Consider the following 23,986-nt stretch of genomic DNA (forward strand, 5'->3'; position numbering starts at 1 on the left):
TTTGCCGTGCCACCGCTCCGCTTTTGCACATACATTATGGTGAATTCAACCTATTTTAAAGAAATGGAGGATGTTATTATGTATCCCTACAATCCATATGATCCATATAATCAATATGCATACCAACAACCACAGTATGACTTACAAGCACAATATCAATCTTATATAGATCAAGCAGAGCAAACGAATCCATATGACCAAAATAGACAATTCCAACTTCCAATCTCTTTTCCTGGCACTGGAAATCGTCAATTAGAAAGACGCGTAAATGAGCTTGAACAAAGAGTACGTCAACTAGAAAATACAGTTGAGCGCCATACACGTAGACTAAACCGCTTAAACCAACGTTTACGTACGGTAGAAAACAGACTAAACATTCCATTCGCAGCATTAGAAGACGGATTTTAATCAGAAAAATAAAATTTATATAAGGAAGGGGCTCCCCCTTCCTTATATAAATTGACGAAAGTTTTTTCCATCTCTATACTGATAAGAGTTAATGAAATGAAACAAGGTGATAAATATGGATTTTGAAATAAATTATCTTTCCTTTTATGTTGTACAAGTAGAAGGAAAAGGTGAAGCAGTTGATAAACGCTACAAACATTTTCAAACTTTAGACGCTGAAGAATATGAAGATAGCTCCTTAAAAGAATTTTTGAATGGTGAGTTATTAAAAATATCGAAGCGAAAAGTAGAACGTCATGCAAAAACAGAACAAGCCCCAACAAAAATTGGTCGCTTTATTGTAGAGGAGGGGCACGAACTTGATTCAAACCCTCATTACAACCTTTTTAATCGTATTCGCTTTGCAGAAACAAAGGACAACTTTAAAGATATGAGCGAACCTCTCGTTTATACATATCTTGACACAAGCGCTGTACGCGGTGGTGTATTTTTAATTGCTCAGGCAAAACTACGCAAATACTTTGATGACCCATTCGTATTCGTAATGAAATGCGACTTCGAACCAAAGGTTGCTTCTATTTCTGATGAATCAACACTGATTCGTAACGTTGAAATGGCCATCACAACAAAGAATATGAAATCTATCCAGTATCCATACATGCCTGAAGAAGGTATGGTTGAAGTAGGCGAACTAAAAATACACCAAGCATCACATGCCCGCTACTTTGAAGACTTCTTAAAATTCGTCGAATATGAACGCTCTATGCCTGAAATTATGAAAACACAGGTAATGGACATGGTATACGACCAAATTGAAGATGTATTTGAAGAAGGTACGGAAGAACGCGAACAATTCGACCAAGCGATGGAAGTATGGGCTGCCAGTCCGAAACGCGAAATTATGGAACAATTTTCAACCGAAGAAGTAATGGAAGCAACTGCCCAAATCGTCGAGCACGCTCCTGAAGTGGAATTAAAACTAAAAGCAGATCATATCTCTGTGAAGGCTTTACTTGCTGATTTCGGGGATCAAATACATATTGCGAAGGTAAATGACCGATATGTACTTATGATTGAAGCAGACACACTTACGTTTGAAAAGGGCTTCTCTCCTATTGAGTTTCTGAAGCCAGATGAGCTGCAAGATGTGATTGAGCGAATTGAGAATAAGCAACAGTATTCGTATGATCCGAACGGGATTGAATAAATCCTTCCATATATCTGTTTTTTACTGGGCGCTTTTAATAAGCGCTCTTTTATTTTGAGCTTAGTTAATGTTTATATTAAAAAACGATTCTTAATAGAATCGTTTTTCCTGATTTATAACAAAAATATGCTTATTTTTAAAAATTATTATTGATCCAAGATATCAATTGTCGCAGAATCAAGTAAATTCCTTCCTTGTTGTACAAGCGTTTTTCCATTAGAGTAGTCACTATATATGTTGGTAAAATGAAAACTTCACTTCACTACCTCAAATTTATTATACTCGTAAAAAGATAATTGAAAACGATATTCTGGATGCTCTCTCACCCAATCATAGGCTTCTTCTAAAATATCCATTTTGTTTTGCAAGTCATTAAGTTCACTACATTCGTCCCTTTTCTGTTTGCACAGAGGGCAGAATCCATTCACTATGTCGGCACTTGTCGCCCTAATAGTTTTACTTTTTAAGTCAACTACTAAACGAAGAAGAAAAGAATGCTCAGCTTTTGTAGTCACCGTCATTTCAGCAACCCCATCCTCATTCCAAAAGACACCGTTTAATTCCATTTGTACGGTGACGTCTTTAATATCCAAGTCTATCACTATCACACCTCCCTTGTATAAAACTCATATATTACTCTTCGATTTTAATCTTTAATACACCACGCTTTAAAGATATATTAAGCTTTTTCCAATTCTTCTTCTTTGCTATGAAAGGAAGTATAATTCCTGCTGATAGCGTGGTAAATATTATCCCCAAAACTACAACTGTTACAATGTTAAAGATTGCTTCCATTTAACTCTATCCTCTTTCATTTCTATGGGCTCTAATTTTATGAATGTATTTAAAAATACTTACCACCCCTTAATTTTCAAAGCAATTATAATGGCCCAATCACAACAAATCAATTCCTATTTAATATGAATACTTTATTCATCCATCAGTATAATGATGTTAAATTTATGTAGCTAGAAATAGAGGAGAATGTCATTTAACCTCTACATTCTCCTCCATCTCAGCCAAATACCTAATCTGCCGTTCCGCTTTTCTCACTGCCGTACGAAAATGTTTTTTCAGGAGTTCTACTGTATTTTCACTTATATAATATCTTTCCGTTATACTTTCCCACGTGTCGCTACTTTCAAATGTACTCCATTCAAAAGGGCGTTCTGTATTTTTCTTTAGTTCTTTAAACACCCATTTCCGCATCTTTTTTTTCGCTTTTTCTGTTAGTTTTCCGTTTTTTACAAGTTCAAGTTCACCATGTCTTTTGTATCGCTTATTAATATCTCTCTCGCTATACACTTTAAGAAGTATATTTGCTGTATTTTCGGCATCTGCTAAAGCACGGTGCTGTTTCCCTTCCCACGTTAAAGCGAGCTGTTCTACCGCAAATTGTAAACTTGGCGTATGTTCAAACAATTCCTCATATGCTTGGAAAACAAATTTTTGCAAATCAATTCTACTTTCTTTTTCTATACTTGGGCATTCAACATCATGTAATGTACAATCATGAGATAGAAAGCGATAATCTTCTTTTCCCCATGAAACAAATATAGAATCTTCGCCGATGAACTGAATAAATTTCTCTATAATTTGAGGGAATTTTTCTACATCCATTAAATCTTTCTTCGTAATACCGGTTAATTTTGTTGTATGACGAGTTAATCTTGCACTTGGTTTTACTAACTCTGAAAATTCTTCAATTATCTTCATTGTACCTATTTCTATTTTTACAGCTCCGATATCAACTATTTCTGACGGATCTTCTGATTTATACGGTCTGAAATTCCTCTCAATATCAAACACAATGAAATGTGTAGCGTTTTTCAATTTATTTACCTCTTTCTAAATTCCTTTTCACACAAACACTTTATTTTCAGTATTTATTTATTCATGTACTTTATACAAAAATACTACGAATAAATAAATGAAAATTCAGTCTTGTTATGATATGTAAGTAGGAGGACATCTATAAAAATGCAAAAAAAAAGAAGGGCGAGCCCTTCTTTTTTCAAAAATTACTTCTTGTTTACGTTAGTAGCTTGAGGTCCACGGTTACCTTGTTCTACTTCGAAAGTAACTTCTTGACCTTCTTCTAAAGTTTTGAAGCCTTCGCCTTGGATAGCTGAGAAATGAACGAATACGTCTTCTCCGCCTTCAACTTCGATGAAACCGAAACCTTTTTCTGAGTTAAACCATTTTACTTTACCGTTTTGCATGAAAAAAATCCTCCTACAATGTACCTATATGTACATATTCATTTTCAACCACCTTACAATAATAAGCCAGATATTAAAAAACTGCAACCCCTGAGGAGATTTAACATTGCTATCCTCCTCGGAAGTTACAGCTCATTTAAATCTCTATATTATTAAAAGTAAAATGGTTTAAACATACTATATCATATCAATATAATAAAAGTAAAGTTTTTTTCTCAAATTATTTTTTGTTCCCACTGCATTGCTTTTAATTCACCTGATCCAGCTACTACATAACCATCTTTTTGATTAACAATGCGCCATCCGTGCCCTTTAACTGAATCACATACTGTAACAATACCTTCGTCAAGAAGTACACGGCACACACTACTAATACCCGCCTTATTTTGCGTTGAAGTTGTATATAAGACATGTTGGTCTACACTTAAGTCTAAATAGCTACTTGCTTTCTGCTCACTTTGACATGTATGCCAATATATTTTTTCACTTGCAATACTTTCATCTATTTTACAATAAGAAATATTCCCGCTAACTCCCTTGCACGATCCACTTGCCGCTACTAAATAAGAATTGTGTAAAGTCAACGCAGAGATCATTTGATTCATCGCAATTTTAATCCTCTTTAATTTACGTGTCTTCAAATCAAAGAGCCAAACACCACCATACTTAGCATGTATTTTCGTACCAATAAATAAGTAATGTTTATATAAAAATAATGATCGAATAGACGGTGCCGCACTGCCATACTCAAGAAACGGATGAATAGTCTCCCATGTCGAACCGAAATTATTAGAAAGATACAGCGTTTTTTCTCCATGAGCAATGACAGTTCCTTGTACATTGCTACATACATTCCAACTCGTTGCTTTTGTTGGAAAACGCTGAATTGTCCAGTTCTCTCCACCATTCATACTACGAATAAAAATCCCTTCGTCACCTACACCATAAACTACATTATCTTCGCTATGTAAATCCCTAATTCGTTTTTGAAAACCATTTAAAATTCGTTTCCATTCTCCGTCTTGTTCAACAAATAAGCCATTATATGTAGTAGCTAACAACAGTTTTCCATCTCTTAACTTTGTAATAGCAGTTGCACTTAACATTGTCTCCACGTTGACACTCCCATTCTTAGAACTTCTCAGCAAATGCAATTGCAAAATTACTGCATTTTTCAACATCCTCTTCATCTTCTGGAGCTAATTCAATTTTCAGCCCTTCTTGTACAAGCTCTGCACCTCGTTCTACAAGGCGTTCTTCAAATATCGTTACCGCTTCACAAAACAGTTCATACGCCGTATCACCTGATCCGAATACCGCTACCTTTTTCCCAGCTAAATCTATATTTTCTAAGTCCTCATGAAAATCTTCCGCTTCAAATGGTAATTCACCATCGCCCCACGTATAAGATCCTAAAATGATTCCATCATAAGCTAATAATTCTTCAGCATCCATGCCTTCCATCTCTTGCAATACTACTTCATGATCAAAAGCATCTAAACTAACTTTAATTAAATCAGCAATACTCTCTGTATTTCCTGACATACTTGCATAAGCTATTAAAATTTTTGCCACTTTGGCATCCCCCTCTAACAATAAATGATTCTCATTCTCATTATATTAATAATGAGAATCAATTTCAATTGATTTTTTCTACTTTTATTTACATTTCACATCTGACTATTTACATTTCACATCTGACTATTTATATTTCATTTTAAACATCTACATTCATATTGAACTATTGCCAAATCTATCTTCAAACATTATTGTATTATCATCATTTCACATTACTTATTTCAAATAAAAAATGTGTTTGTATCATGCTCAATCATTAATCAACTGTTCACTTTACAGAAAGAGGAGTCCTTATGATGAGAAAGTATTTTATTAAATTTTTAAAAGCAACCTCCCTTTTAACAATATCCTTACTAATAGGAGCTGCTATTATTTTATTCGGTACTGCATACGGTCATAATTTACGTGTTATCACCGCCGAGAGTATTTTGACTTCTCAGCATCCTCAATATGCAAAATTCACGTTATTGTCTGATAAAGAATTAAATGATATTTCTCAATCCATCACAAATCCAAAATGGAAAAATAGTGAATTTTTAACTTCTAAACTTTCAAAAAAAGAGTTAGAAAGACGAAAAGATTTACCACTAGATGTTTCTATTGAAACAATAAAGAAAAAATATATGTAATGGCAAAGCGAAACCATGCAGTTGCCGCTGTCAATGCCAGTGGATTTTGGGATGAAACCGGGCATGGTGGCGGTAAAACTGGAATCGGTATTGTTATTGAAAACGGTAAAGTTATAAACACTCCGAAGGATATTAATACCCCTACCCTCACTAGTGGTATTACAAAATACGGACAAATGGTTTCTGGGGAGTTTTCTGCTAGCCAATTGTTAAATAAAAATGTTGTTTCCGCTGCTGGATTTATGCCTCAGCTAATTGTAAATGGAGAAAAAATGATTACAAATGATGGTGGTTGGGGATATGGTCCTCGAAGTATTATGGCCCAGAAAAAAGATGGCTCGATTATGTTTTTCGTCATTGATGGTAGACAACCTCACAGCATTGGTGCTTCCTTGAGAGATTGTCAAGATATTCTTTATGAAAAAGGTGCTGTCAATGCGATGGCAATGGACGGTGGATCATCAGCAACATTATATGCAATGGGAGATATTTTAAATATCCCTTCCACCTTATCTCATAAATCACGCTATTTACCAAACGCATGGGTAGTTAAAGCGAACCCTAAGCAACAAGTTCATGTAACAATAGACGGTAATTCTGCGAGCTCTCAAAAAATTTCTGAATTAACAAGTACGACCGCTATAGCTATCAATAAATAAAAAAAGCACAGATGACTATACAATCATCTGTGCTTTTTTATTACTTTTTAAAAATACCAAAAGGCTTTCCTACTGGTAAAACAACTTTTCCGAAGTGTGTATTTAACACTGCTGCTGCTGAACCATAGAAAGATAATAATGAAATAAGAAGTTCAGAATATGCTGCTAAATTATGCATTGCGTGCGGCATAACACCTAAAGTACTTAATGAAAGACCAATAAATAAGAAATCAATAAGGACGAAGATCATAAATAATACTTTATGTGTTTCCATTGCACCAATCGTCATAAAGATTGTGAAAATCAAATATCCGATAAAGGCTACACCAAGCTGTTTTGAATCTGCAGCTTGTGCTAATTTTTCGCCAAATACTCCAAGTTGAATTAACCAAGTCATTCCAACACCTAACCAAAATAGGCCGTACGCACCAAATGCTGTCGTACCGAATGTATTGTTATGCTTTGCATCGTGAATGCAAGCAAAGATTTGTGCAAATCCTCCTAAAAAGATTGCCCATGGTAATACAAGTGAAACGCCATCTGTTAAGCCTAACTTTTGAGATGATGCTACAAGTGTTACCATCGCTAATCCAAATAGACCAATTCCAGATGGATCCGCTGTTGTCATTTTCACATGATGTGTAGTAGTTTGATTGCTCATATAAACCTCCTGATTATAAACATACTCGAATACAATACTTAAATCAGAGGCCTATGTCAATGGTTTTTTTTGTATGTTGTCAGACGTTATATTTTATAATGATTAAATATATTTCCGACCACTTCATAAGGTTTTATATTCACTTTTTCCAACTCGTTTATCGGTAGCCATAACGGAATATAACTTCCTCTATCTTCCCGCTGAAATTCCTCAGCTGTTCCACTTCCTAACACTCCGCCTGTAATATAGGCACCATAATAATATTCATTTCCTTTATATTTTACCTTTGCAATAAGGTGCTCCACTTGTATATGTACCCCTAATTCTTCGTATACCTCTCTTTTCGTTGCCTCTTCAGGCGTTTCACATTCCTCAATCCCTCCGCCAGGAAAAACATAATATGTTTCCTCTTCTCGAATACGTTTTATAAGAGCGATTTTCCCTTCCTGTACAATGATAGCCGCCCCGCGATTTCTTATCATTTTATTTCCTCAATACGAATCGCGACTGTTCCCCACTCTTTTTCTTGTTCTTTCGTATATATTTTGTATGTACTTTCTAACATTTCCTCTAAACTATCATTTTCACAATCCAATAATTTTTTATCAATTTGTTCATACATAGATTTAAAGCTCTCGTATCGCTTTATTTCCGTTACTTTTACCGTCATCATTTCTGTTGTCGTAAGATTCGTAAATACGATTTCATCGCCTTTGTTTATTAGTTGACGTTTTTTATCGTATAGGCGTACTTCATATACTTTTTTCCTGATTGAATTGACTGAAACGATTTATTATATAAACCCATTTCGTATCGCATACATCCCACTCCCTTTTGGTCATTTCACCTATTAATACAGTTCACATTACTACATCTTGCATATAATATTCCATACGTATCACTTAATTAAGAAAGGAGGCTGAAGAAGCATGTTATATTTAAATCAAAAACCTGAATATAATAAATATGATATTGGTGATTATACTTATAGTAAAGTAGGGCCAACCATTTTTTCTTGGAACGATGAAACAAAATTAAAAATAGGTAAGTTTTGTTCATTAGCAGAAGAAGTCGTTTTCATACTTGGCGGTGAACATCGTGCAGACTGGATAACAACTTATCCATTTAATGCACTTTTTGATGAAGGAGCACATATTACTGGTCACCCTTCTTCAAAAGGTGATATCATAGTCGGCAATGATGTATGGATTGGTTATCAATCCTGCATTTTATCTGGTGTTACAATTGGTAACGGGGCCATTATCGGCGCCAGGAGCGTTGTTACAAAAGACGTACCCCCGTATGCAATTGTAGCTGGTAATCCTGCAAAATTTGTTCGATATCGTTTCCCACAAGAAACGATTGACAAACTAGAGAATCTCGCATGGTGGGACTGGGACATTTCTGTTATAAAAGGAGCCATTCCATTACTACTCTCCGACAAAATCGACGAATTTTTCACCTCCCCCGAAAATGAATCTATATGATTAAAACAGAAAGAGCATCCAATTATTTTTCAGGATGCTCTTTCTGTTTTTATTTTTTATGTCCATGCAAATGATTACACGGAGAACATTGAAATGGAATTTTATCTAAGCAATTAAAGTTTGTTTCACAAATTTGTTCAATCGTTGGAACAAATGGAATGACAACTATGTTACTTTCTACTATTTGTGTAACAGGTGGCAATACTGTGCCTACTTGATGTTCAAAACGAATACTCGCTTGATTTATATAATTTCCTGAACCATTTGGCGCACTCTGTACTGCTACTTGGAACGAAACTGTCCTTGCTTCATCAGGATTTAAACTTCCGATAAGAAACCCTACTGCCGGGCTTACATTCGGCACTGGCGTATTATCGACCGTTACACTTCCAGGAACAAATCGAACACTACTATCTAACATATCTTGAAAACGAATATTTTGCATTACAGTATCACCCGTATTTGTGATGACTGTCGTAAACGTAATGACATCTCCAATTGTTGCTGCCTGTAAATCTGCAGTTTTTACGACTGTCGTTGAGACATTTTGAGGAATAAACGGGATAACAACTGTATTACTATCACCTTCAACTACTACTGGCGGCTCATTCGGATTTACAGTTGCGAGCCCATTCGCTGTAGCAGTATTTGTAACTAAATTATTTATTTGCCCTCCTGTTATTACAACTTGGAAATTAATAATTGCTGCATCATTTGGCTGAAAATCACCTAACGGAATACCAGTATTCGGATTAGCGAATGGAAGAGGTACATCATTTACCGTTACCGTACCATTTATAAATAGCGTATTCGGATCAATGATATCTGTTAACACAATATTGGTCACAGGAACTGTACTATCATTTATAACAGCGATTCCGTAAGTGACAACATCCCCTATCATCGCTACTTCAAAGTTTGCTCCTTTTGCAACAAATAAGATTGCAGTATTTACCGTTACAATAACTGTATTGCTCGTGTCCATCACTGTAACTGGCGGCTCTCCTGGTACTAAAATATATTCTGCTAACGCTCCAGCAACGTTTACTACTGTTCCACCATCCGGAAAACTTGTAATCGTAGCTTCATATGTTACAAGTGCCGTCTCACCAACTGGTATATCAGGTATCGTAAATCCAATCTGCGGATTTAACCCCGGTTGCGGAACCCCATTTATTGTTACACTATTTGGAACGAAATCAGCTTCCTGAGATAGCACATCGATAAATTGAACATTCATTGCATCAGCAGTACCAGTATTTAATATACGAACAGTATACGTTACCGTTTCTCCTACACCAACAACTGAATGGTCTACTTCTTTTAGCATATCTAAGCTGCCTCTATTTACCGGCGTAACCGTCGTATTACTTGAATTTGTAATTGTAGACGGAGGTTCTCCTGGAATCAATTCGAAATCACCCGTTACTCTTGCTGTATTCATAATGCTACTAGAAGGCGGAACTGCGATTACATTTACTTCAAATGTAATTAATACACTATCCCCTACTGCAAGATCAGGCAATGCAAAGCCTACAAATGGATCTAAACCTACTTGCGGAATCCCATTTATTTGTACACTTCCAGGAACGAATTCTAAACTAGGTGATGGAACATCGATAAACTGAACATTCGTTGCTGTTACTGTTCCTGTATTTGTAACTTGCACACTATAAGTTAACGTATCTCCTAATCGTGTAGCTTCTTTATTTACAGATTTTATAACGCTGAATCGTCCTCTATTCACTCTAGTTATCGTCGTATTACTCGGCTCTGTTACTACAACCGGTGGCTCTCCTGGCACTAAAGTAAAGCTTCCTGTTATATTTGCAACGTTCGTAATTGTTCCTGATGACGGGATGTTTGTAACTGTCGCTTGAAACGTCACTATAACTGTTTCACCTACCGGTATATCTCCAACTCCAAATCCAGTAATTGGATTTAAGTTTGGTTGCGAGGCTCCATTTATCGTTACACTATTTGGTACAAATGACGCCCCTGCTGAAATGGTATCAACAAACTGAACAGCATTAGCTGTTACTGTTCCTGTATTCGTTATTTGAACCGTATACGTTAATATATCTCCAACGAGAGTAGCAACCCTATTTACTTGTTTAATAACATTAAATTGCCCTCTATTTACAGTTGTAAGTGTTGTATTGCTCGGCTCTGTTACTATAACTGGTGGTTCTCCTGGTACTAATACAAAACTTCCAGTTACATTTGCCGTATTGGCAATTGTTCCGTTTGATGGCGCACTAACAACGGTTACTTGGAAGATGACTTCTACACTTTCACCTGGATTTATATCTGGAAGCGGGAATCCGTTATTCGGATTGAATCCAGTTTGTAACACACCATCTATCGTTACACTGTTCGGCACGAATGCTATAGAGGAAGGTAATACATCACTATATTGAACATTCGTTGCTGGCACTGTTCCTGTATTTTGAACTACTGTTGTATATGTGATTGTATCGCCTACTGCAACAACCGGCTGACTTACTGATTTTAAAACATTCAAACCAGGCTCATTGATTTCCGTTAATGTCGTATTACTTGTCGTCGTTTCCGTAATAGGCGGTTCTGTTTCACTTACAGCAAATGTAGCTGTAACGTCTACAAAATTAACAATCGTTCCACCTTCTGGTATGCTTGTAACCACTTCCTGATATGTGACAAGTACAAAATCATCGACAGGTATATCTGGAACTGTAAAACCAATGAAAGGATCTAATCCTGGTGCTGGTACCCCGTTTATGCTCACACTTCCTGGTACAAATGCTACACCCGCGGAAGTAGTATCGATAAATTGAACATTCGTCGCTGGCACTGTTCCGAAATTAAAAATCAATACATCATACGTTAATATTTCCCCTACCGTCGCTACTTCTTTATCTACTAGTTTCAATGGAAAAATAAACGCTATATTAATTGTCGTAACGACTAAATTTGTTAATATCGTTTCCGTAATCGGTGGTTCCTGCGGATTTGGTTGTGAAGTAAATGTAACATCTGCATCATTTAATATGACTTCATTATCTGGAATTTCTGTAATCGTCACTTGGAATGTGACCTCAATACTTCCACCAGCGATTAATAATGGAGTAACTGTAAATCCTATTTCTGGATTTAAACCAAGTTGCTGCACTCCACCTATCGTTACACTATTGTCAACAAACATCGTTCCTTCTGGTATGACATCTTGGAAGAACACATCTGTAACAGAGATAATTCCTACGTTTGAAATGAGCACAGTATACGTTAATACATCCCCAACGGCCCCAGTTGCAACATCAACTGTTTTTGTTGCAGTTACTTCACCAGGAGGAGGTAACGGTATTGTAACTACCGTTGTATTACTTGAATTCGTTGTTGTTACAGGTGGCTGTAAAGGATTTAATAAGAAAGTGGCTGTAGCAGATGCTGTATTTAATACTGCTCCACGTGTAGACGGTGCAACTACCGTAACTTGGAACGTTACTGTCAATGATGTTCCAGCTGCAATATTAGGAAGCGGGAAACCAACATTTGGGTCAAATCCAGGTTGTGGCGTTCCATTTATCGTTACACTATTTGCTACAAAAGTTGTTTCTAAAGCAATTGGATCAAGGAAAGAGACATTCGTTGCTGTTACTGTACCGTTATTTCGAATGACAACAGAATATGTGTAAGTTTCTCCAAGTGCTGCTTGTTGTACAGATGAAGATTTTTGTATATTTAACTGTGCTGTGTTTACTTGCGTCACTACAAAATTACTATTTGTAACAGTCGTTATTGGAGGGTTTGCTGGATTTATAAGAAAACTTGCAGTAACGTTCGATTGGTTTCTTATATTTCCACCGCTCGGAACACTCGTCACTGTAACTTGAAACGTAATCGTAGCCGTTTGCCCGACCGGAATATTTGGTACCGGGAAACCCGCCATAGGATCCGCACCTTGCTGTACGACTCCATTTATCGTCACACTATTTGCTACAAACGCAGTACCAGATGGAATTGGATCTTGAAAAACAATATTCGTTGCAGGAACAGTTCCTGTATTTTGAATAAGAATCGTATACGTTAACGTATCTCCTACACCGGCTTGTGGTGTATTTACACTTTTTATTACATTAAGTGATCCTACATTCACTCGCGTCACAACAATATTACTAATCGTTACAATTGTAATTGGTGGCTGGAGAGGACTTACTTGGAAATCAGCAGTTACATTCGCATTATTTGGAAGAACTCTATTTGGTGGTACACTCGTGATTGTCACTTGGAAAGTAACTGTTACCATCCCTCCTACTGGAATATTAGCAAGTGGAAATCCAGTTGTTGGGTTTAAACCTGGTTGAGGTGTTCCATTTATTATTACACTATTTGCTACAAATGTTGTTCCAGATGGAATCGGATCAAGGAATGATACATTTGTTGCTGCTACTGTTCCACTATTTTGTATACGAACTGTATACGTTAACGTATCTCCTACACCGGCTTCAGTAGCACTTACACTTTTCATTACATTTAACCCTGAAGAATTCACGACCGTCATAACAGTATTACTTGGTACTGTTACAGTAATCGGTGGCTCTGTTGGATTTACAAGGAAATCTCCAGTTACATTCGCATTATTTACGACATTATTTCCTTGGGGAATTTCATCAATTAATACTTCAAACGTAACAATAACACTTGCGCCAGTAGGCAAATCATTTAATGGGAATCCTAGTCCTGGATCTGCCCCCTCTTGTAAAACTCCATTAACCAATACACTATTTTCAATAAATAATGTCCCTTGCGGAATTGAATCTTGGAAAAACACATTTGTAGCTGGTACACTACCTGCATTTATAACTTCGATTGTATATACTAAAACATCCCCTACTGTTGCAACATCCGTATTCACTGCTTTCACAACTTCAAAGTTTCCTGATTGTATTGTCGTATTCACAACATTACTCGGTACATTGATTGTTACTGGAGGTTCACTTGGATTCACTTGAAAGCTTGCTGTTACATTTGCTTGATTTAAAATATCTTCATTTTCTGGATTCTGTACAATTAATACGTCAAATGTGACTACAACTGTTTGAGCCGCAGGAATATTCGGAAGAGAAAATCCTGTATTCGGATTTAGTCCACTTTGCTGTACTCCATTAATTGTTACAGAATTTGCAACAAATGAAACCGCAGAAGAAATAGGGTCTTGGAAAAATACATTTGTTAACGGAACGTTCCCTGTATTTTGGACGGCAATTGTGTACGTTAAAGTATCCCCTACCGCCGCTTGCGTTGTATTTACTTCTTTTATTAAATTTAAACCGCCTGTATTAACTTGTGTCACAACTGTATTCGTTTGTCTATTAATCGTTATCGGTGGCTGATTCGGAATAACGACGAAATTAGCAGATACATTTCCGCGATTCGCAATCGTACCTCCCGATGGTGTAGATGTTACTCGTACTTGAAATGTAACAGTCCTACTTCCGCCAGGAGATATATTAGCTACTGTAAACCCAGTCGCTGGATTTACCCCAGGTTGTGAAACCCCGTCCACAGTCACACTATTTGCGATAAATGTCGTTCCAATTGGGATTGGATCTTGAAAAATAACGTTCGTTGCAAGTACATTTCCTGTATTTTGAATTGTTACCGTGTACGTAAGAACGTCGTTAACCGTTGCAAAAGCTTTATCCACTGTTTTTCTCGTTGTTATATCAGCTATATTAATTGTCGTAACTACAGTATTACTTGTCGCTTGCCCTGAAACTGGTTGTTGACCAGGCACTGGAGTAAAGTTAAATGTTACACTCGCACGGTTTGGAATTGGATTGACAAGAGGGTTCGATGTTACTCGAACTTGAAAGCGCACTACAGTCGTTTGCGATGCATTAATACTCCCAAGATTAATACTACTTGCCGGATTCGCTCCTGGACGTGCTACTCCATTCACTGTAACGCTATTTGGAACAAATGTTGTTCCAGCAGGTATACTATCAACAAAAATAACATTGTTTGCAGTAACGTTCCCATTATTTGTGACATTAACTGTGTACGTTAATACATCATTAAGCGTTGCCGTCTGTAAATCTACAGATTTTTGCATACTTATAGTTGCTTGATTCACTGTCGTTTGTACTGTGTTTGAAGAAGAAGTACTTGTAATAGGAGGACTACCAACGAAAGGACGGAATTGATATGACACCATTGCACGATTTAAAATAGGATTGGGATTCGGGAATGATGTTATTCGAACTTGAAATGTAACAATTCTTTGCGTGTTATTTGGGATTATACCTAAATTAATTCCATTAGCAGGGTTTGCATTCGGTTGTGTTACTCCACCTACTGTTACACTACCTGCTATAAACGTCGTTCCGTTCGGAATACTATCACGTAATACAACGTTTTCTGCACTTCCTGTCCCTGTATTTGGGACCGTAATCGTATAAGTGAGAGTATCCCCTACCCCTGCGACTGTTCTATTAACCGATTTAACAGGATTAATAATTGGACCTGTTGCATCAATTTGAACACCAAAACCAGCTGCAGCGTATCCATCTCCATTTGTAACAAATCGAACTGTTGCTGACGTTTGATTATTTACTAATGATGCAGAGGCATTTACATTCGTAATATCCCATCCTTGTCTTCGGACAGCTAAAGCTATCCCTAACGGCTGATTCAAATCTCCAAATGTCCCGGTTGTATCTAACTCTCCAATGTCATTACAAATTTGAGACTGGAAGAAATTATTCGCAGGGTTTCTCGGTCCGAATAATGCCACTGTAGCATTTGCATTCGGTCCAAAGCGAAGTTGATCTCCAACAATGTTAGAATCGCCTTCTTGAGCAGTTACGAGCACTCTTCCTGTAACAGCTCCTGTTGCCGGCGTAGCAAATCCTGAAATAGTAGCATCAACTGGTGGTGATGAAGCATCAATAATTTCTTGGCCTGCATATACTGACAAATTTCGAAGTGGTAAACTTGCATTTTGATACACAACCTCAAGCGTCCATCCAGCTGAACGACTGATTGTCGGGTCAGCTGAAGTTCTTGCAGCTGGCACGGCACCTGTTGTATATGTGCCTGCTCCACCTGCACTAACAAGATTCGTTACATTGGCAGAGCGAGCATAATAAAACTGGTTTCCTACTGAACCTTGCTGCGCGGTAGCAGGATCTGGCGTAACAGAAAACGTCCCTGCTGGCGTTGTAAATGTAATGTTATCATTTAAAAATGGTAAAACATCTTCCGTATCAGTCCGGAAAGTACCAGCCCAAACTAATTCTGCATATAACACACTGCTTCCCGCTGGAAGATTTAAAATTGCACTTGAAGAATTCAATTGCCATTCATCTGTTGTCCCTGCTGGGAATCCTGGTACTTGCAACGCTGTATTTACTGTCGTAAACACAGCAAGTGTACCAAAAATATTACCTGGTGCAGGTGATGTAGGGCTAAGCCCCAGCGTATTCCCAGTGAACGTGACGGCACCAGGTACTGTTGTCGTAAAACGATTTATAAAAGGCACACAATCATCTCATTTCATTTATAGTAAAAAGTGCTCTATACTATAAAATGTAGACAACCTATGGGATGTACGTTGTCCAACAAAATTCCGCACATATGAGAGGAGTTTATAAAACTATGCGCTACATTATTATAACAGGAACTTCACAAGGTTTAGGTGAGGCAATCGCTGCGCAATTGTTAGAAGAAAGTACAACTGTCATCTCTATTTCTAGAAGAGAAAATAAAGAGCTTACTAAACTTGCAGAACAATATAACAGCAATTGCATTTTTCATTCCCTCGATCTTCAAGATGTACATAACTTAGAAACTAACTTTAAAGAAATTATTTCATCTATTAAAAAAGACAATGTATCCTCTATTCATTTAATTAATAATGCAGGTACAGTTGCACCTATGAAGCCGATTGAAAAAGCTGAAAGCGAACAATTCATTACGAACGTTCACATTAATTTACTTGCACCTATGATTCTTATATCTACATTTATGAAACATACGAAAGACTGGAAAGTAGATAAACGCGTTATTAACATTTCATCTGGTGCAGGAAAAAATCCTTACTTTGGCTGGGGCGCTTATTGTACAACGAAAGCTGGTGTAAATATGTTTACACAGTGCGTAGCAACTGAAGAAGTAGAAAAAGAATATCCAGTAAAAATCGTCGCTTTTGCACCTGGTGTTGTTGATACAAATATGCAATCACAAATTCGTGAAACAAATAAAGAAGACTTCATAAATTTGGATCGCTTCATTGCATTAAAAGAAGAAGGAAAACTATTATCACCTGAATATGTTGCGAAAGCAATTCGTAACTTACTAGAAACTGAGAATTTTCCGCAAGGTGAAGTAATTCGAATTGATGAATAACAAAAAGGCACGCTTTAATAGCGTGCCTTTTCATTTTATTTCTCTAAAAATATAAGTACAGACTCCATCAACTTCTCATAACCAATCTCTTGATAAATTTTATTTGATGTTGGATTTGCCAAGTCAGTATATAATGTCGTTGTTTTGTAACCTTCGCCTAACATACGTTGACTAAGTGCAGCGACACAACTAGATGCGTACCCTTTTGTCCGTTCTTCTTTCGGCGTATATACGAAATTAACTGTTATATTATTTGTAGTTGGTCTCGTTTTTGCAGCTACAGAAACAAGTTTCCCGTCTACTTCTAGACCAAAAAGACGACGATTAGTAATTAATGTATGAGCGGTTTGTTTCGCTTCTTCTTTCGTAGTAGGAAGCTTCACATCTTCGCAAAATTGATATATCCACTGTTCTATTAATGGTAGCTCCTCACTACTTACTTCTCGAAAGATTCCATCTCCGTTCCACTTTTTCTTTACTTGTTTTAATTCATATACACCTTGCTCCATTGCAACAGTAGTTTTTTTCTGCTCTAACGTCGCAATCTCTTCCGCTAATTTCTGTACAATTTTCTTATTACCAATTAATCCAGGAACATTTGGATATACTTTCGTTAATTTTTTTGCAAGTTCCACGATGTCCTCTTCCACAATTTCAGACGTAGCAACAATGATTTGTTTCTTCTCTTCTGTTTGCAGAAATACAACCGCAATGTCTTCTCCTTGTTTCGCTACCCCCATAAATATCGGTTCTTGAACCATTTGTAATACACCTAATATGAGATTATTTTCCTGCTCATTCTTTTCTAGAAATGGTGTAACATCTTCTTTAAAATGAAAAATCTCTTCATATACATGTAATTGAATCATCGACAATCTCTTCTCTCTATTTATATTTTAATTAAGTATTGGCGATTAATTCATTAAATCCTTCTTTTACGATTCAATAATATTCAAAGCTAATGTATTCAAGGCATTTTCAGCTTGTAAAATTCTCTGTTTTTCCTTTTCAAATACATCTTCTTCTTTTCGAAATGACTCTTTTCGATTTTTAATCATACGCTTCATTTCTTTTTTACTCGGTCCACCGTATACATTTCTTTTTTGAATAAAAGCTTCTGGCGATATAATTTCTTTCCACTCTTTTTCTAATAAATTTATTTTAAAATGTTCTTGCAAATACATATTTACATCTTTGAAGTGTAATTCATGTAGTTCTTTTTTCTGCTCCAATGACATATTTGCAATAGCACTTGCTGCATGATGAGCATGCCGAAATGGAATTTCATAATTTTTCGTTAAAACATCGGCGAAATCCGTTATCGTTATTGCATGTTTATAGGAACGACTTTTTAACGTTTCTTCTTCTACTTTCATCGTTCGGATCACTGCATTCATCATACAAAAAACACGAGTTGCCTTTTCAATCCCTTTATATAAATATGGCTGCAAGTCATCTTCCGTATCGACAATATCACCAAATGGTGTATTATGAATCATTTGAAATACTGTAAATGCTTCTCCTAAAGCACTACTCGTAATTGCACGAGCGTGTTCAATTGAAACTGGATTTCGTTTTTGCGGCATAATACTACTAATTTGTACATATGGCTTTGCAACAGTAATACCGTCATATTCTTTCGTTGCTAACAACAAAAAGTCATGAATCCATCTACTCGTATTCGTCATCATTACCATAAGTAGCGAGCTAACTTCTAATAAATAATCCGCTCCGGCAACAGCATCATATGAGTTCTCAATTACAGCTGTAAATCCAAGTAGATAAGCAACTCGTTCTCGTTTAATCGGGAAACTTGTTGTAGAGAGTGCAGCCGCCCCCATTGGAGACTGATTTAAAAGCTGGTATGTTTTTTTCATTCGTTCTAAATCTCTTTGCATCGTATCATAAATTGCTAAAGTATAATGACCAAATGTTGTTGGCTGTGCCGGTTGTGTATGTGTATAAGCTGGCATGATCGTTTCCTTATGATCAGCAGCAAGTTGCAGTACACTTTCTTGCAATAGCAAATAATGTTCCATTAATCGTAATATATACCGCCTTAAACTCATGCGATACATCGTTACACCCATATCATTTCTACTTCTACCAATATGCATATTACTTACAAAATCGCATTTCGCTTCTTGAGAAATTAAATGTTCGATTAAAAAAAAGAGGTCTTCATGCTGCTCTGTATATACCAATTTATCTTTTGGTATTCGCTCTACTTTTCTAAGTGCGTTTAATATAACTTTAGCTTCTTCTATTTTCATTAAACTTTCTTCAGTCAGCATCGTAATATGTGCTTTATGCACTTGAAACATATCTTTCAATAAGTAATTTCGTTGAAAATCAAATACATGTTGTAATACACAATCCACATATGTTTTTCCAGGGAAATCAGCGCCTTCACTCTTTATAAACTCTTCCTTACTCTGTTTCATCACCTTTTCCCCTCTCACCTAAGTATTACTACCCATCATACCCATTGATAGAAAAAAAGTGCTTGTACATAAAGTGAAACTTTAATCAGTGGGGTTTTCTTCATCCCCCACTGATTATTAGTTGAACCAATCGGGCTTTTAAGGGCAGTTGATCCCCCACCTAACTTCTTTGCTTTCGCTGAATTTTGAGGTGGGGGTCTTACTGCCCATTAAAGCGGGATAAAAATAAACTCGGTGCTCTCTGCACCGAGTTTATTTAATAAAAGTCGCATCATACTTATCACTTTGCAACACTTGGAAATGTAAGTTTGCTAAATGTTTCCGTATTTCTGCACTATCGTCTTCATTTAAATTATTCGCCAAAAACACAATTTCTGTACAGTTTCCACGTTTATCCATAGCGTAAACCGCTTTTGTAACCGTCCATGGTGTGTAACCATTCTTTTGCCCAGCATGTCTAAATGTTTTACGGTATTTCTTGGCACTCATGTCTGTTTCAACGATATTTGCCCACACTTTTTCTTCAGCTTCTGTCAAACCACCTTTATGGTTTGCCTTTTGAAGTAATACCATATAATCATTTGCCGAAGCTGCTGGTAATCTATCTGACCAAATTTTGTCGTAACGTTCCTCTAAATAAAGCGGAATTTCCTTCTGTAATAATGGTCCCTTCTTCTTTAAGCGTTCATGAATAATCATCGCATATTCACGATATTGCTCTTGAGACATTTCTTTTAACTTTTTCTCTATTTTATATTTTGGAACATGTAATTCTTTATGCAAATATCCCGGGATATACAAAGATGAAACGATTGGAAATAGTGGTTGATGTGCAGGAAGTGATAAACTTTGTAAGTTTCGATTAATGTTATCTAATCCTAACAATTCCATTAAGTATTCAGCATTTGCATTCGAACTAAACTTAACCATTCCTTTTGCCACTTCTTCTAAAGAAACCGCTCCTTCAGTTATCTTGCCCGTCTTCTCCAAATACTTTTGCCATCTATCTTGTGCACCACCATCTGTATTTGGCACATAATAGCGATTCACATCATTAATCGACACGAAACTAGACGAATCAATTTTCCCTTCAGTAACTTGTTTCGTATATTCAAGCGCCACAATTAATTTCATCGTACTAGCAACTGGCAATACAACATTTGGGTTTACAGAATAAACAACTTTATCATTTCTCTTTACTAGAAGCGCACTATTTTTTTCATCTTTATGTTCTTCAATAAAAGATGCAATATACTGTGCATCATCATTATTTGAACTCCACACTTTTTTCACTAAAAAGTTACCCGATATTAGCAAAACAAAAATACCCACAATTACTGCGCATACTATAGTTTTTTTCAAGTAAAATTCCTCTCCTATTGTGTAACTCTTCTCTATTTATCATTTAAAAACAAAATAATGGAGATGGTCATTTAAATAACCATCTCCATTATTTTAACTTGTATGCTCCTATTATGTCTACGTCATAAATTTCACAAAATCCTCAAGAAACTTTTTATAATGCAACGACCAACCAATTCGCACCCAATTTTTTAATGCTTTTGCATCAGGTTGAGGCCGAAAATCAGCAATACTCTCTCCTTTTGCAATTCCAGCTGTATCTACATCGACACGACGATATACATAGTCTAAAAGGGATGGATTTGCCGCAACCATCATTGTAACGACGTCATGTACTGGACTTCCTTTTATTTTCGGATTTAACTTTCTATAAGCTTTATAATAATACGTAAATATCGGCTCGATTAACTTATTAAAACTCGTTTTAGAGTGTTTCGTAATATATTTTACCATTTCCGGCGTAATAATTGCTTCCGATGTAACGTTAAGTGGCACTAATGTCACATTTTTGGCATTTTGCATGACTAATTGTGACGCAATGGGATCACCATGAAAATTCGCCTCTGCGACTGGTGTTACATTGCCAGGCATCAAGAAAGCACCGCCCATTATATAATATTCTTTCACATACTTCATCATCGGCTTTTCTAAAATAAATGCTGTCGCTAGTGTTGTTGATCTACCAGCATCGACTATTATTAATTCTCCTTTATATTTTTCAAGAAGATCAAAAAATGCACAAAAAGGTTTTATATTTGGCGAAAAAGTTTTTGGAGGTTTAATTGGTCCTAAACCGTCTGCCCCATGAATTTCTGGATAATACGTTGTAACATCTCCGGATAAAGGAATTTTCGCACCATTAATAACAGGTATATCTTCCCGTCCTGCCATTTGCAATAAATATGCGGCATTACTTGTCGCCTTTTCTTGTGTTACATTTCCATATCCCGTTACTACCCCAACAATATCAATATCAGGATGCAACAATCCATACATAATCGCTAAAGAGTCATCAATTCCTGGGTCTCCTAAAAATAACACTTTTTTCATCGACCTCAACTCCATCTCCTCAGTTGTTATTAACTTATGAATAAACGTGGATATACAGAATAAAAAAGAACAAATTCATACGAAAAAACGCAGTCTTATAAGGACTACGTTCTTCAGCTAACCTATACTGTTTTTTTTACAGCACTCATACTTCCAATAACATAAGCGATAAACGCAAAACAAATTGGGAAGACAACTGTATGTATACCGAACGGATTTGGATAGAAAAGATGAATACACATATATGAACCTACTCCAACGAAAATGGAAGCAAGCGCTCCTGTAGCATTTCCTTTTCTCCAATATAACCCTAATACGATTGGCCAAATGAATGCTGCTTCTAATCCACCGAAAGAAAATAAATTTAACCATATTAAAAAGTCTGGTGGTTTAATGGCCGCTACATAAACGAGTAGTCCTACAATACCAGTAATCCACAAACTTCCTTTTTTTATCGTACTGTCTGCTGCATCTTTATTTATGTAATTTACGTATATATCTTTAATAATTGACGAGCTTACAAGTAATAATAAAGAGTTTACTGTAGACATAATCGCCGCCATTGGTGCAGCTAAGAAAACTCCAGCTAACCAAGGTGGCAACACTTCCATCGCGAGTAGCGGCATTACTTTATCTGGTACCGTTATACCTGGAAGTACTACTCTTGCAAATACACCTGTTAAATGCATACCGATCATAATTGTACCAACGACAACTGTTCCAATTATTAAAGCTTGGTGCATAGCTTTTGAATTTTTATAAGACATGGCACGCACGCTAATTTGCGGTAAACCTACAACACCAATTCCAATTAAAATCCAAAATGATGTAACATATGATTTCGTTAAACTGCCATCTGCGCCGAATGGTGTAATTAAATTCGGATTAATTTGAACAAGTTCCTGCATAATCTTTTCAATTCCACCACCAGCAATGACAGTAGCAATTAAAATGATTGTCGTTCCAACTAACATAATGATTCCTAATAATGTATCTGATAGCGCGACTGCACGAAAACCACCAATTAATACGTACACAAGTACAGAAAAAGTAAATAAAAATAGTGCTGTTGTATACGATAGACCCGTTAGTGACTCGATTAATCGTCCGCCGCCGACCCACTGGGCTACTGTCGCCGAAAATAAAAAGATAATAATACATAACGCAGAGAGTATAACAACTGCTTTATTATTGTATCTCCCTTTTAAATAATCGATAAGAGTAATTGCTTCCATCTTCCTAGCGATAATTGCAAACTTTTTACCGATAACCGTTAAAACGATATACCCTGTTACAACTTGAATCGCAGATAACAGTACCCATCCAAGCCCCATATTGTAAGCAATACCCGGACCACCAATAAAGCTACTTGCACTACCGTACGTAGCAATCATTGTCATCGCTAATAATAAACCGCCTAGCTCACGCCCACCAAGAAAATATTCTTGTAAAAATTTATTATGAGCAGTTGCTTGCACGCGTCTTGAAGCATATACACCAATTAAAAATACAACGATAAACGAAATTATCATTGGAATGATTACATACCAATTCATCTATTATTCCTCACTTTTTTCTTCCTCATCGAGTGAAATATCTTGAAATACAAAACGAACAACTAAACTAAGTAAAATAACCATAACGATAAATCCAACGATACAGCTATAAAAAAACCATGCGGGAAAACCTAATACATATGTATATTCACTCGGATTTTTACTACCAAGCCCATAAGCGAATCCGTACCATATTATAAAATTAATAATAGCAAGTCCAAGACCAATTAACGCTTCTCTATGAGCTATTCGAAACCGTGGATCATCATGATAATCTTTCATTTTTCCCCCTCCTCTCACGATGTATTATTGTACCATTGTTCTTCTAGTTTTTC

General features: G+C 36.4%; 19 protein-coding genes and 2 pseudogenes. 5 read left to right on the top strand and 16 right to left on the bottom strand.

Features of this window, described 5'->3' with window-relative positions:
- Positions 1 to 78: 78 nt before the first annotated feature.
- Together ACODS7_RS13900 and ACODS7_RS13905 are read left to right on the top strand one after the other, a co-directional pair.
- Positions 79 to 408 (top strand): hypothetical protein, encoded by a 330-nt coding sequence (locus ACODS7_RS13900; RefSeq protein ID WP_000283711.1) that lies wholly within the window; start codon positions 79 to 81, stop codon positions 406 to 408.
- 115 nt (positions 409 to 523) lie between these two features.
- Positions 524 to 1,615, top strand: a complete 1,092-nt coding sequence (locus tag ACODS7_RS13905) for a DUF3900 domain-containing protein (protein WP_000345035.1) — start codon at positions 524 to 526, stop codon at positions 1,613 to 1,615.
- A gap of 254 nt (positions 1,616 to 1,869) precedes the next feature.
- Here ACODS7_RS13905 and ACODS7_RS13910 read toward each other — a convergent pair whose 3' ends face one another.
- The 6 genes from ACODS7_RS13910 to ACODS7_RS13935 all read right to left on the bottom strand — a co-directional run bounded on the left by ACODS7_RS13910 (position 1,870) and on the right by ACODS7_RS13935 (position 5,412).
- A complete protein-coding gene (locus ACODS7_RS13910; RefSeq protein WP_029442991.1) occupies positions 1,870 to 2,217 on the bottom strand; it encodes a hypothetical protein in 348 nt (115 codons plus the stop codon).
- Positions 2,218 to 2,248: 31 nt separating this feature from the next.
- The gene (locus tag ACODS7_RS13915; RefSeq protein ID WP_048564503.1) at positions 2,249 to 2,410 is read right to left on the bottom strand and encodes a hypothetical protein; all 162 of its coding nucleotides are present in this window, start codon (positions 2,408 to 2,410) and stop codon (positions 2,249 to 2,251) included.
- A 192-nt stretch (positions 2,411 to 2,602) separates the two neighbouring features.
- A complete protein-coding gene (locus tag ACODS7_RS13920) occupies positions 2,603 to 3,448 on the bottom strand; it encodes an exonuclease (protein WP_048564502.1) in 846 nt (281 codons plus the stop codon).
- A gap of 188 nt (positions 3,449 to 3,636) precedes the next feature.
- On the bottom strand, positions 3,637 to 3,837 hold the full coding sequence (gene cspB / locus ACODS7_RS13925) for a cold shock-like protein CspB (RefSeq protein ID WP_001179150.1): 201 nt from the start codon (positions 3,835 to 3,837) through the stop codon (positions 3,637 to 3,639).
- Positions 3,838 to 4,052: 215 nt separating this feature from the next.
- A complete protein-coding gene (locus tag ACODS7_RS13930; RefSeq protein WP_048564501.1) occupies positions 4,053 to 4,952 on the bottom strand; it encodes a WD40/YVTN/BNR-like repeat-containing protein in 900 nt (299 codons plus the stop codon).
- 16 nt (positions 4,953 to 4,968) lie between these two features.
- Positions 4,969 to 5,412: a flavodoxin gene (locus ACODS7_RS13935; protein WP_001062758.1), complete on the bottom strand. Its 444-nt coding sequence runs from the start codon at positions 5,410 to 5,412 to the stop codon at positions 4,969 to 4,971.
- 299 nt (positions 5,413 to 5,711) lie between these two features.
- Between ACODS7_RS13935 and ACODS7_RS13940 the strand changes: the two are divergent.
- Positions 5,712 to 6,703 (top strand): annotated as a pseudogene (locus tag ACODS7_RS13940) (phosphodiester glycosidase family protein).
- Positions 6,704 to 6,743: 40 nt separating this feature from the next.
- Here the strand turns inward: ACODS7_RS13940 and ACODS7_RS13945 are convergent.
- The 3 genes and pseudogenes from ACODS7_RS13945 to ACODS7_RS13955 form a co-directional block, all read right to left on the bottom strand.
- Entirely contained in the window at positions 6,744 to 7,364 is a 621-nt protein-coding gene (locus tag ACODS7_RS13945) for an acetate uptake transporter (RefSeq protein WP_000070938.1), read from the bottom strand.
- A gap of 86 nt (positions 7,365 to 7,450) precedes the next feature.
- The gene (locus ACODS7_RS13950; protein ID WP_224979981.1) at positions 7,451 to 7,846 is read right to left on the bottom strand and encodes an NUDIX hydrolase; all 396 of its coding nucleotides are present in this window, start codon (positions 7,844 to 7,846) and stop codon (positions 7,451 to 7,453) included.
- Positions 7,843 to 8,183 (bottom strand): annotated as a pseudogene (locus tag ACODS7_RS13955) (ASCH domain-containing protein). Before ACODS7_RS13955 ends, ACODS7_RS13950 begins: the two are co-directional and overlap by 4 nt.
- Before the next feature lie 110 nt (positions 8,184 to 8,293).
- Here ACODS7_RS13955 and ACODS7_RS13960 point away from each other — a divergent pair.
- On the top strand, positions 8,294 to 8,851 hold the full coding sequence (locus ACODS7_RS13960; protein ID WP_224979977.1) for a CatB-related O-acetyltransferase: 558 nt from the start codon (positions 8,294 to 8,296) through the stop codon (positions 8,849 to 8,851).
- 49 nt (positions 8,852 to 8,900) lie between these two features.
- Here the strand turns inward: ACODS7_RS13960 and ACODS7_RS13965 are convergent, their stop codons facing one another.
- Positions 8,901 to 16,373, bottom strand: coding sequence for a DUF7507 domain-containing protein (locus ACODS7_RS13965; protein ID WP_243168458.1), 7,473 nt, complete (start codon positions 16,371 to 16,373; stop codon positions 8,901 to 8,903).
- A gap of 116 nt (positions 16,374 to 16,489) precedes the next feature.
- Here ACODS7_RS13965 and ACODS7_RS13970 point away from each other — a divergent pair, with 116 nt between their 5' ends.
- Positions 16,490 to 17,239, top strand: a complete 750-nt coding sequence (locus tag ACODS7_RS13970) for a (S)-benzoin forming benzil reductase (protein WP_016080716.1) — start codon at positions 16,490 to 16,492, stop codon at positions 17,237 to 17,239.
- A gap of 35 nt (positions 17,240 to 17,274) precedes the next feature.
- Here the strand turns inward: ACODS7_RS13970 and ACODS7_RS13975 are convergent, their stop codons facing one another.
- The 6 genes from ACODS7_RS13975 to ACODS7_RS14000 all read right to left on the bottom strand — a co-directional run bounded on the left by ACODS7_RS13975 (position 17,275) and on the right by ACODS7_RS14000 (position 23,933).
- Complete coding sequence (locus ACODS7_RS13975) at positions 17,275 to 18,108, bottom strand: GNAT family N-acetyltransferase (protein ID WP_029442997.1); 834 nt, start codon at positions 18,106 to 18,108, stop codon at positions 17,275 to 17,277.
- Between the two features lie 66 nt (positions 18,109 to 18,174).
- On the bottom strand, positions 18,175 to 19,683 hold the full coding sequence (gene argH, locus ACODS7_RS13980) for an argininosuccinate lyase (protein ID WP_088114649.1): 1,509 nt from the start codon (positions 19,681 to 19,683) through the stop codon (positions 18,175 to 18,177).
- A gap of 252 nt (positions 19,684 to 19,935) precedes the next feature.
- Positions 19,936 to 21,045 carry a serine hydrolase gene (locus ACODS7_RS13985; protein WP_000751366.1) on the bottom strand — a complete coding sequence of 370 codons (1,110 nt, stop codon included), beginning with the start codon at positions 21,043 to 21,045 and terminating at the stop codon, positions 19,936 to 19,938.
- A gap of 117 nt (positions 21,046 to 21,162) precedes the next feature.
- Entirely contained in the window at positions 21,163 to 22,095 is a 933-nt protein-coding gene (locus ACODS7_RS13990) for a nucleoside hydrolase (RefSeq protein ID WP_000756465.1), read from the bottom strand.
- 122 nt (positions 22,096 to 22,217) lie between these two features.
- A complete protein-coding gene (panF, locus tag ACODS7_RS13995) occupies positions 22,218 to 23,651 on the bottom strand; it encodes a sodium/pantothenate symporter (RefSeq protein WP_016080713.1) in 1,434 nt (477 codons plus the stop codon).
- A 3-nt stretch (positions 23,652 to 23,654) separates the two neighbouring features.
- The gene (locus tag ACODS7_RS14000) at positions 23,655 to 23,933 is read right to left on the bottom strand and encodes a YhdT family protein (protein ID WP_000656244.1); all 279 of its coding nucleotides are present in this window, start codon (positions 23,931 to 23,933) and stop codon (positions 23,655 to 23,657) included.
- Positions 23,934 to 23,986: the final 53 nt, after the last annotated feature.

This window comes from Bacillus sp. FG16 (assembly GCF_057809515.1).

Excerpts from the sequence above, each read along its gene's own strand:
- ACODS7_RS13900 (WP_000283711.1), top strand. The coding sequence starts at position 79 with ATGTATCCCTACAATCCATATGATCCATATAATCAATATGCATACCAA.
- ACODS7_RS13905 (WP_000345035.1), top strand. The coding sequence starts at position 524 with ATGGATTTTGAAATAAATTATCTTTCCTTTTATGTTGTACAAGTAGAA.
- ACODS7_RS13915 (WP_048564503.1), bottom strand. The coding sequence starts at position 2,410 with ATGGAAGCAATCTTTAACATTGTAACAGTTGTAGTTTTGGGGATAATA.
- cspB (WP_001179150.1), bottom strand. The coding sequence starts at position 3,837 with ATGCAAAACGGTAAAGTAAAATGGTTTAACTCAGAAAAAGGTTTCGGT.
- ACODS7_RS13945 (WP_000070938.1), bottom strand. The coding sequence starts at position 7,364 with ATGAGCAATCAAACTACTACACATCATGTGAAAATGACAACAGCGGAT.
- ACODS7_RS13950 (WP_224979981.1), bottom strand. The coding sequence starts at position 7,846 with ATGATAAGAAATCGCGGGGCGGCTATCATTGTACAGGAAGGGAAAATC.
- ACODS7_RS13960 (WP_224979977.1), top strand. The coding sequence starts at position 8,294 with ATGTTATATTTAAATCAAAAACCTGAATATAATAAATATGATATTGGT.
- ACODS7_RS13970 (WP_016080716.1), top strand. The coding sequence starts at position 16,490 with ATGCGCTACATTATTATAACAGGAACTTCACAAGGTTTAGGTGAGGCA.
- ACODS7_RS13975 (WP_029442997.1), bottom strand. The coding sequence starts at position 18,108 with ATGATTCAATTACATGTATATGAAGAGATTTTTCATTTTAAAGAAGAT.
- argH (WP_088114649.1), bottom strand. The coding sequence starts at position 19,683 with ATGAAACAGAGTAAGGAAGAGTTTATAAAGAGTGAAGGCGCTGATTTC.
- ACODS7_RS13990 (WP_000756465.1), bottom strand. The coding sequence starts at position 22,095 with ATGAAAAAAGTGTTATTTTTAGGAGACCCAGGAATTGATGACTCTTTA.
- panF (WP_016080713.1), bottom strand. The coding sequence starts at position 23,651 with ATGAATTGGTATGTAATCATTCCAATGATAATTTCGTTTATCGTTGTA.
- ACODS7_RS14000 (WP_000656244.1), bottom strand. The coding sequence starts at position 23,933 with ATGAAAGATTATCATGATGATCCACGGTTTCGAATAGCTCATAGAGAA.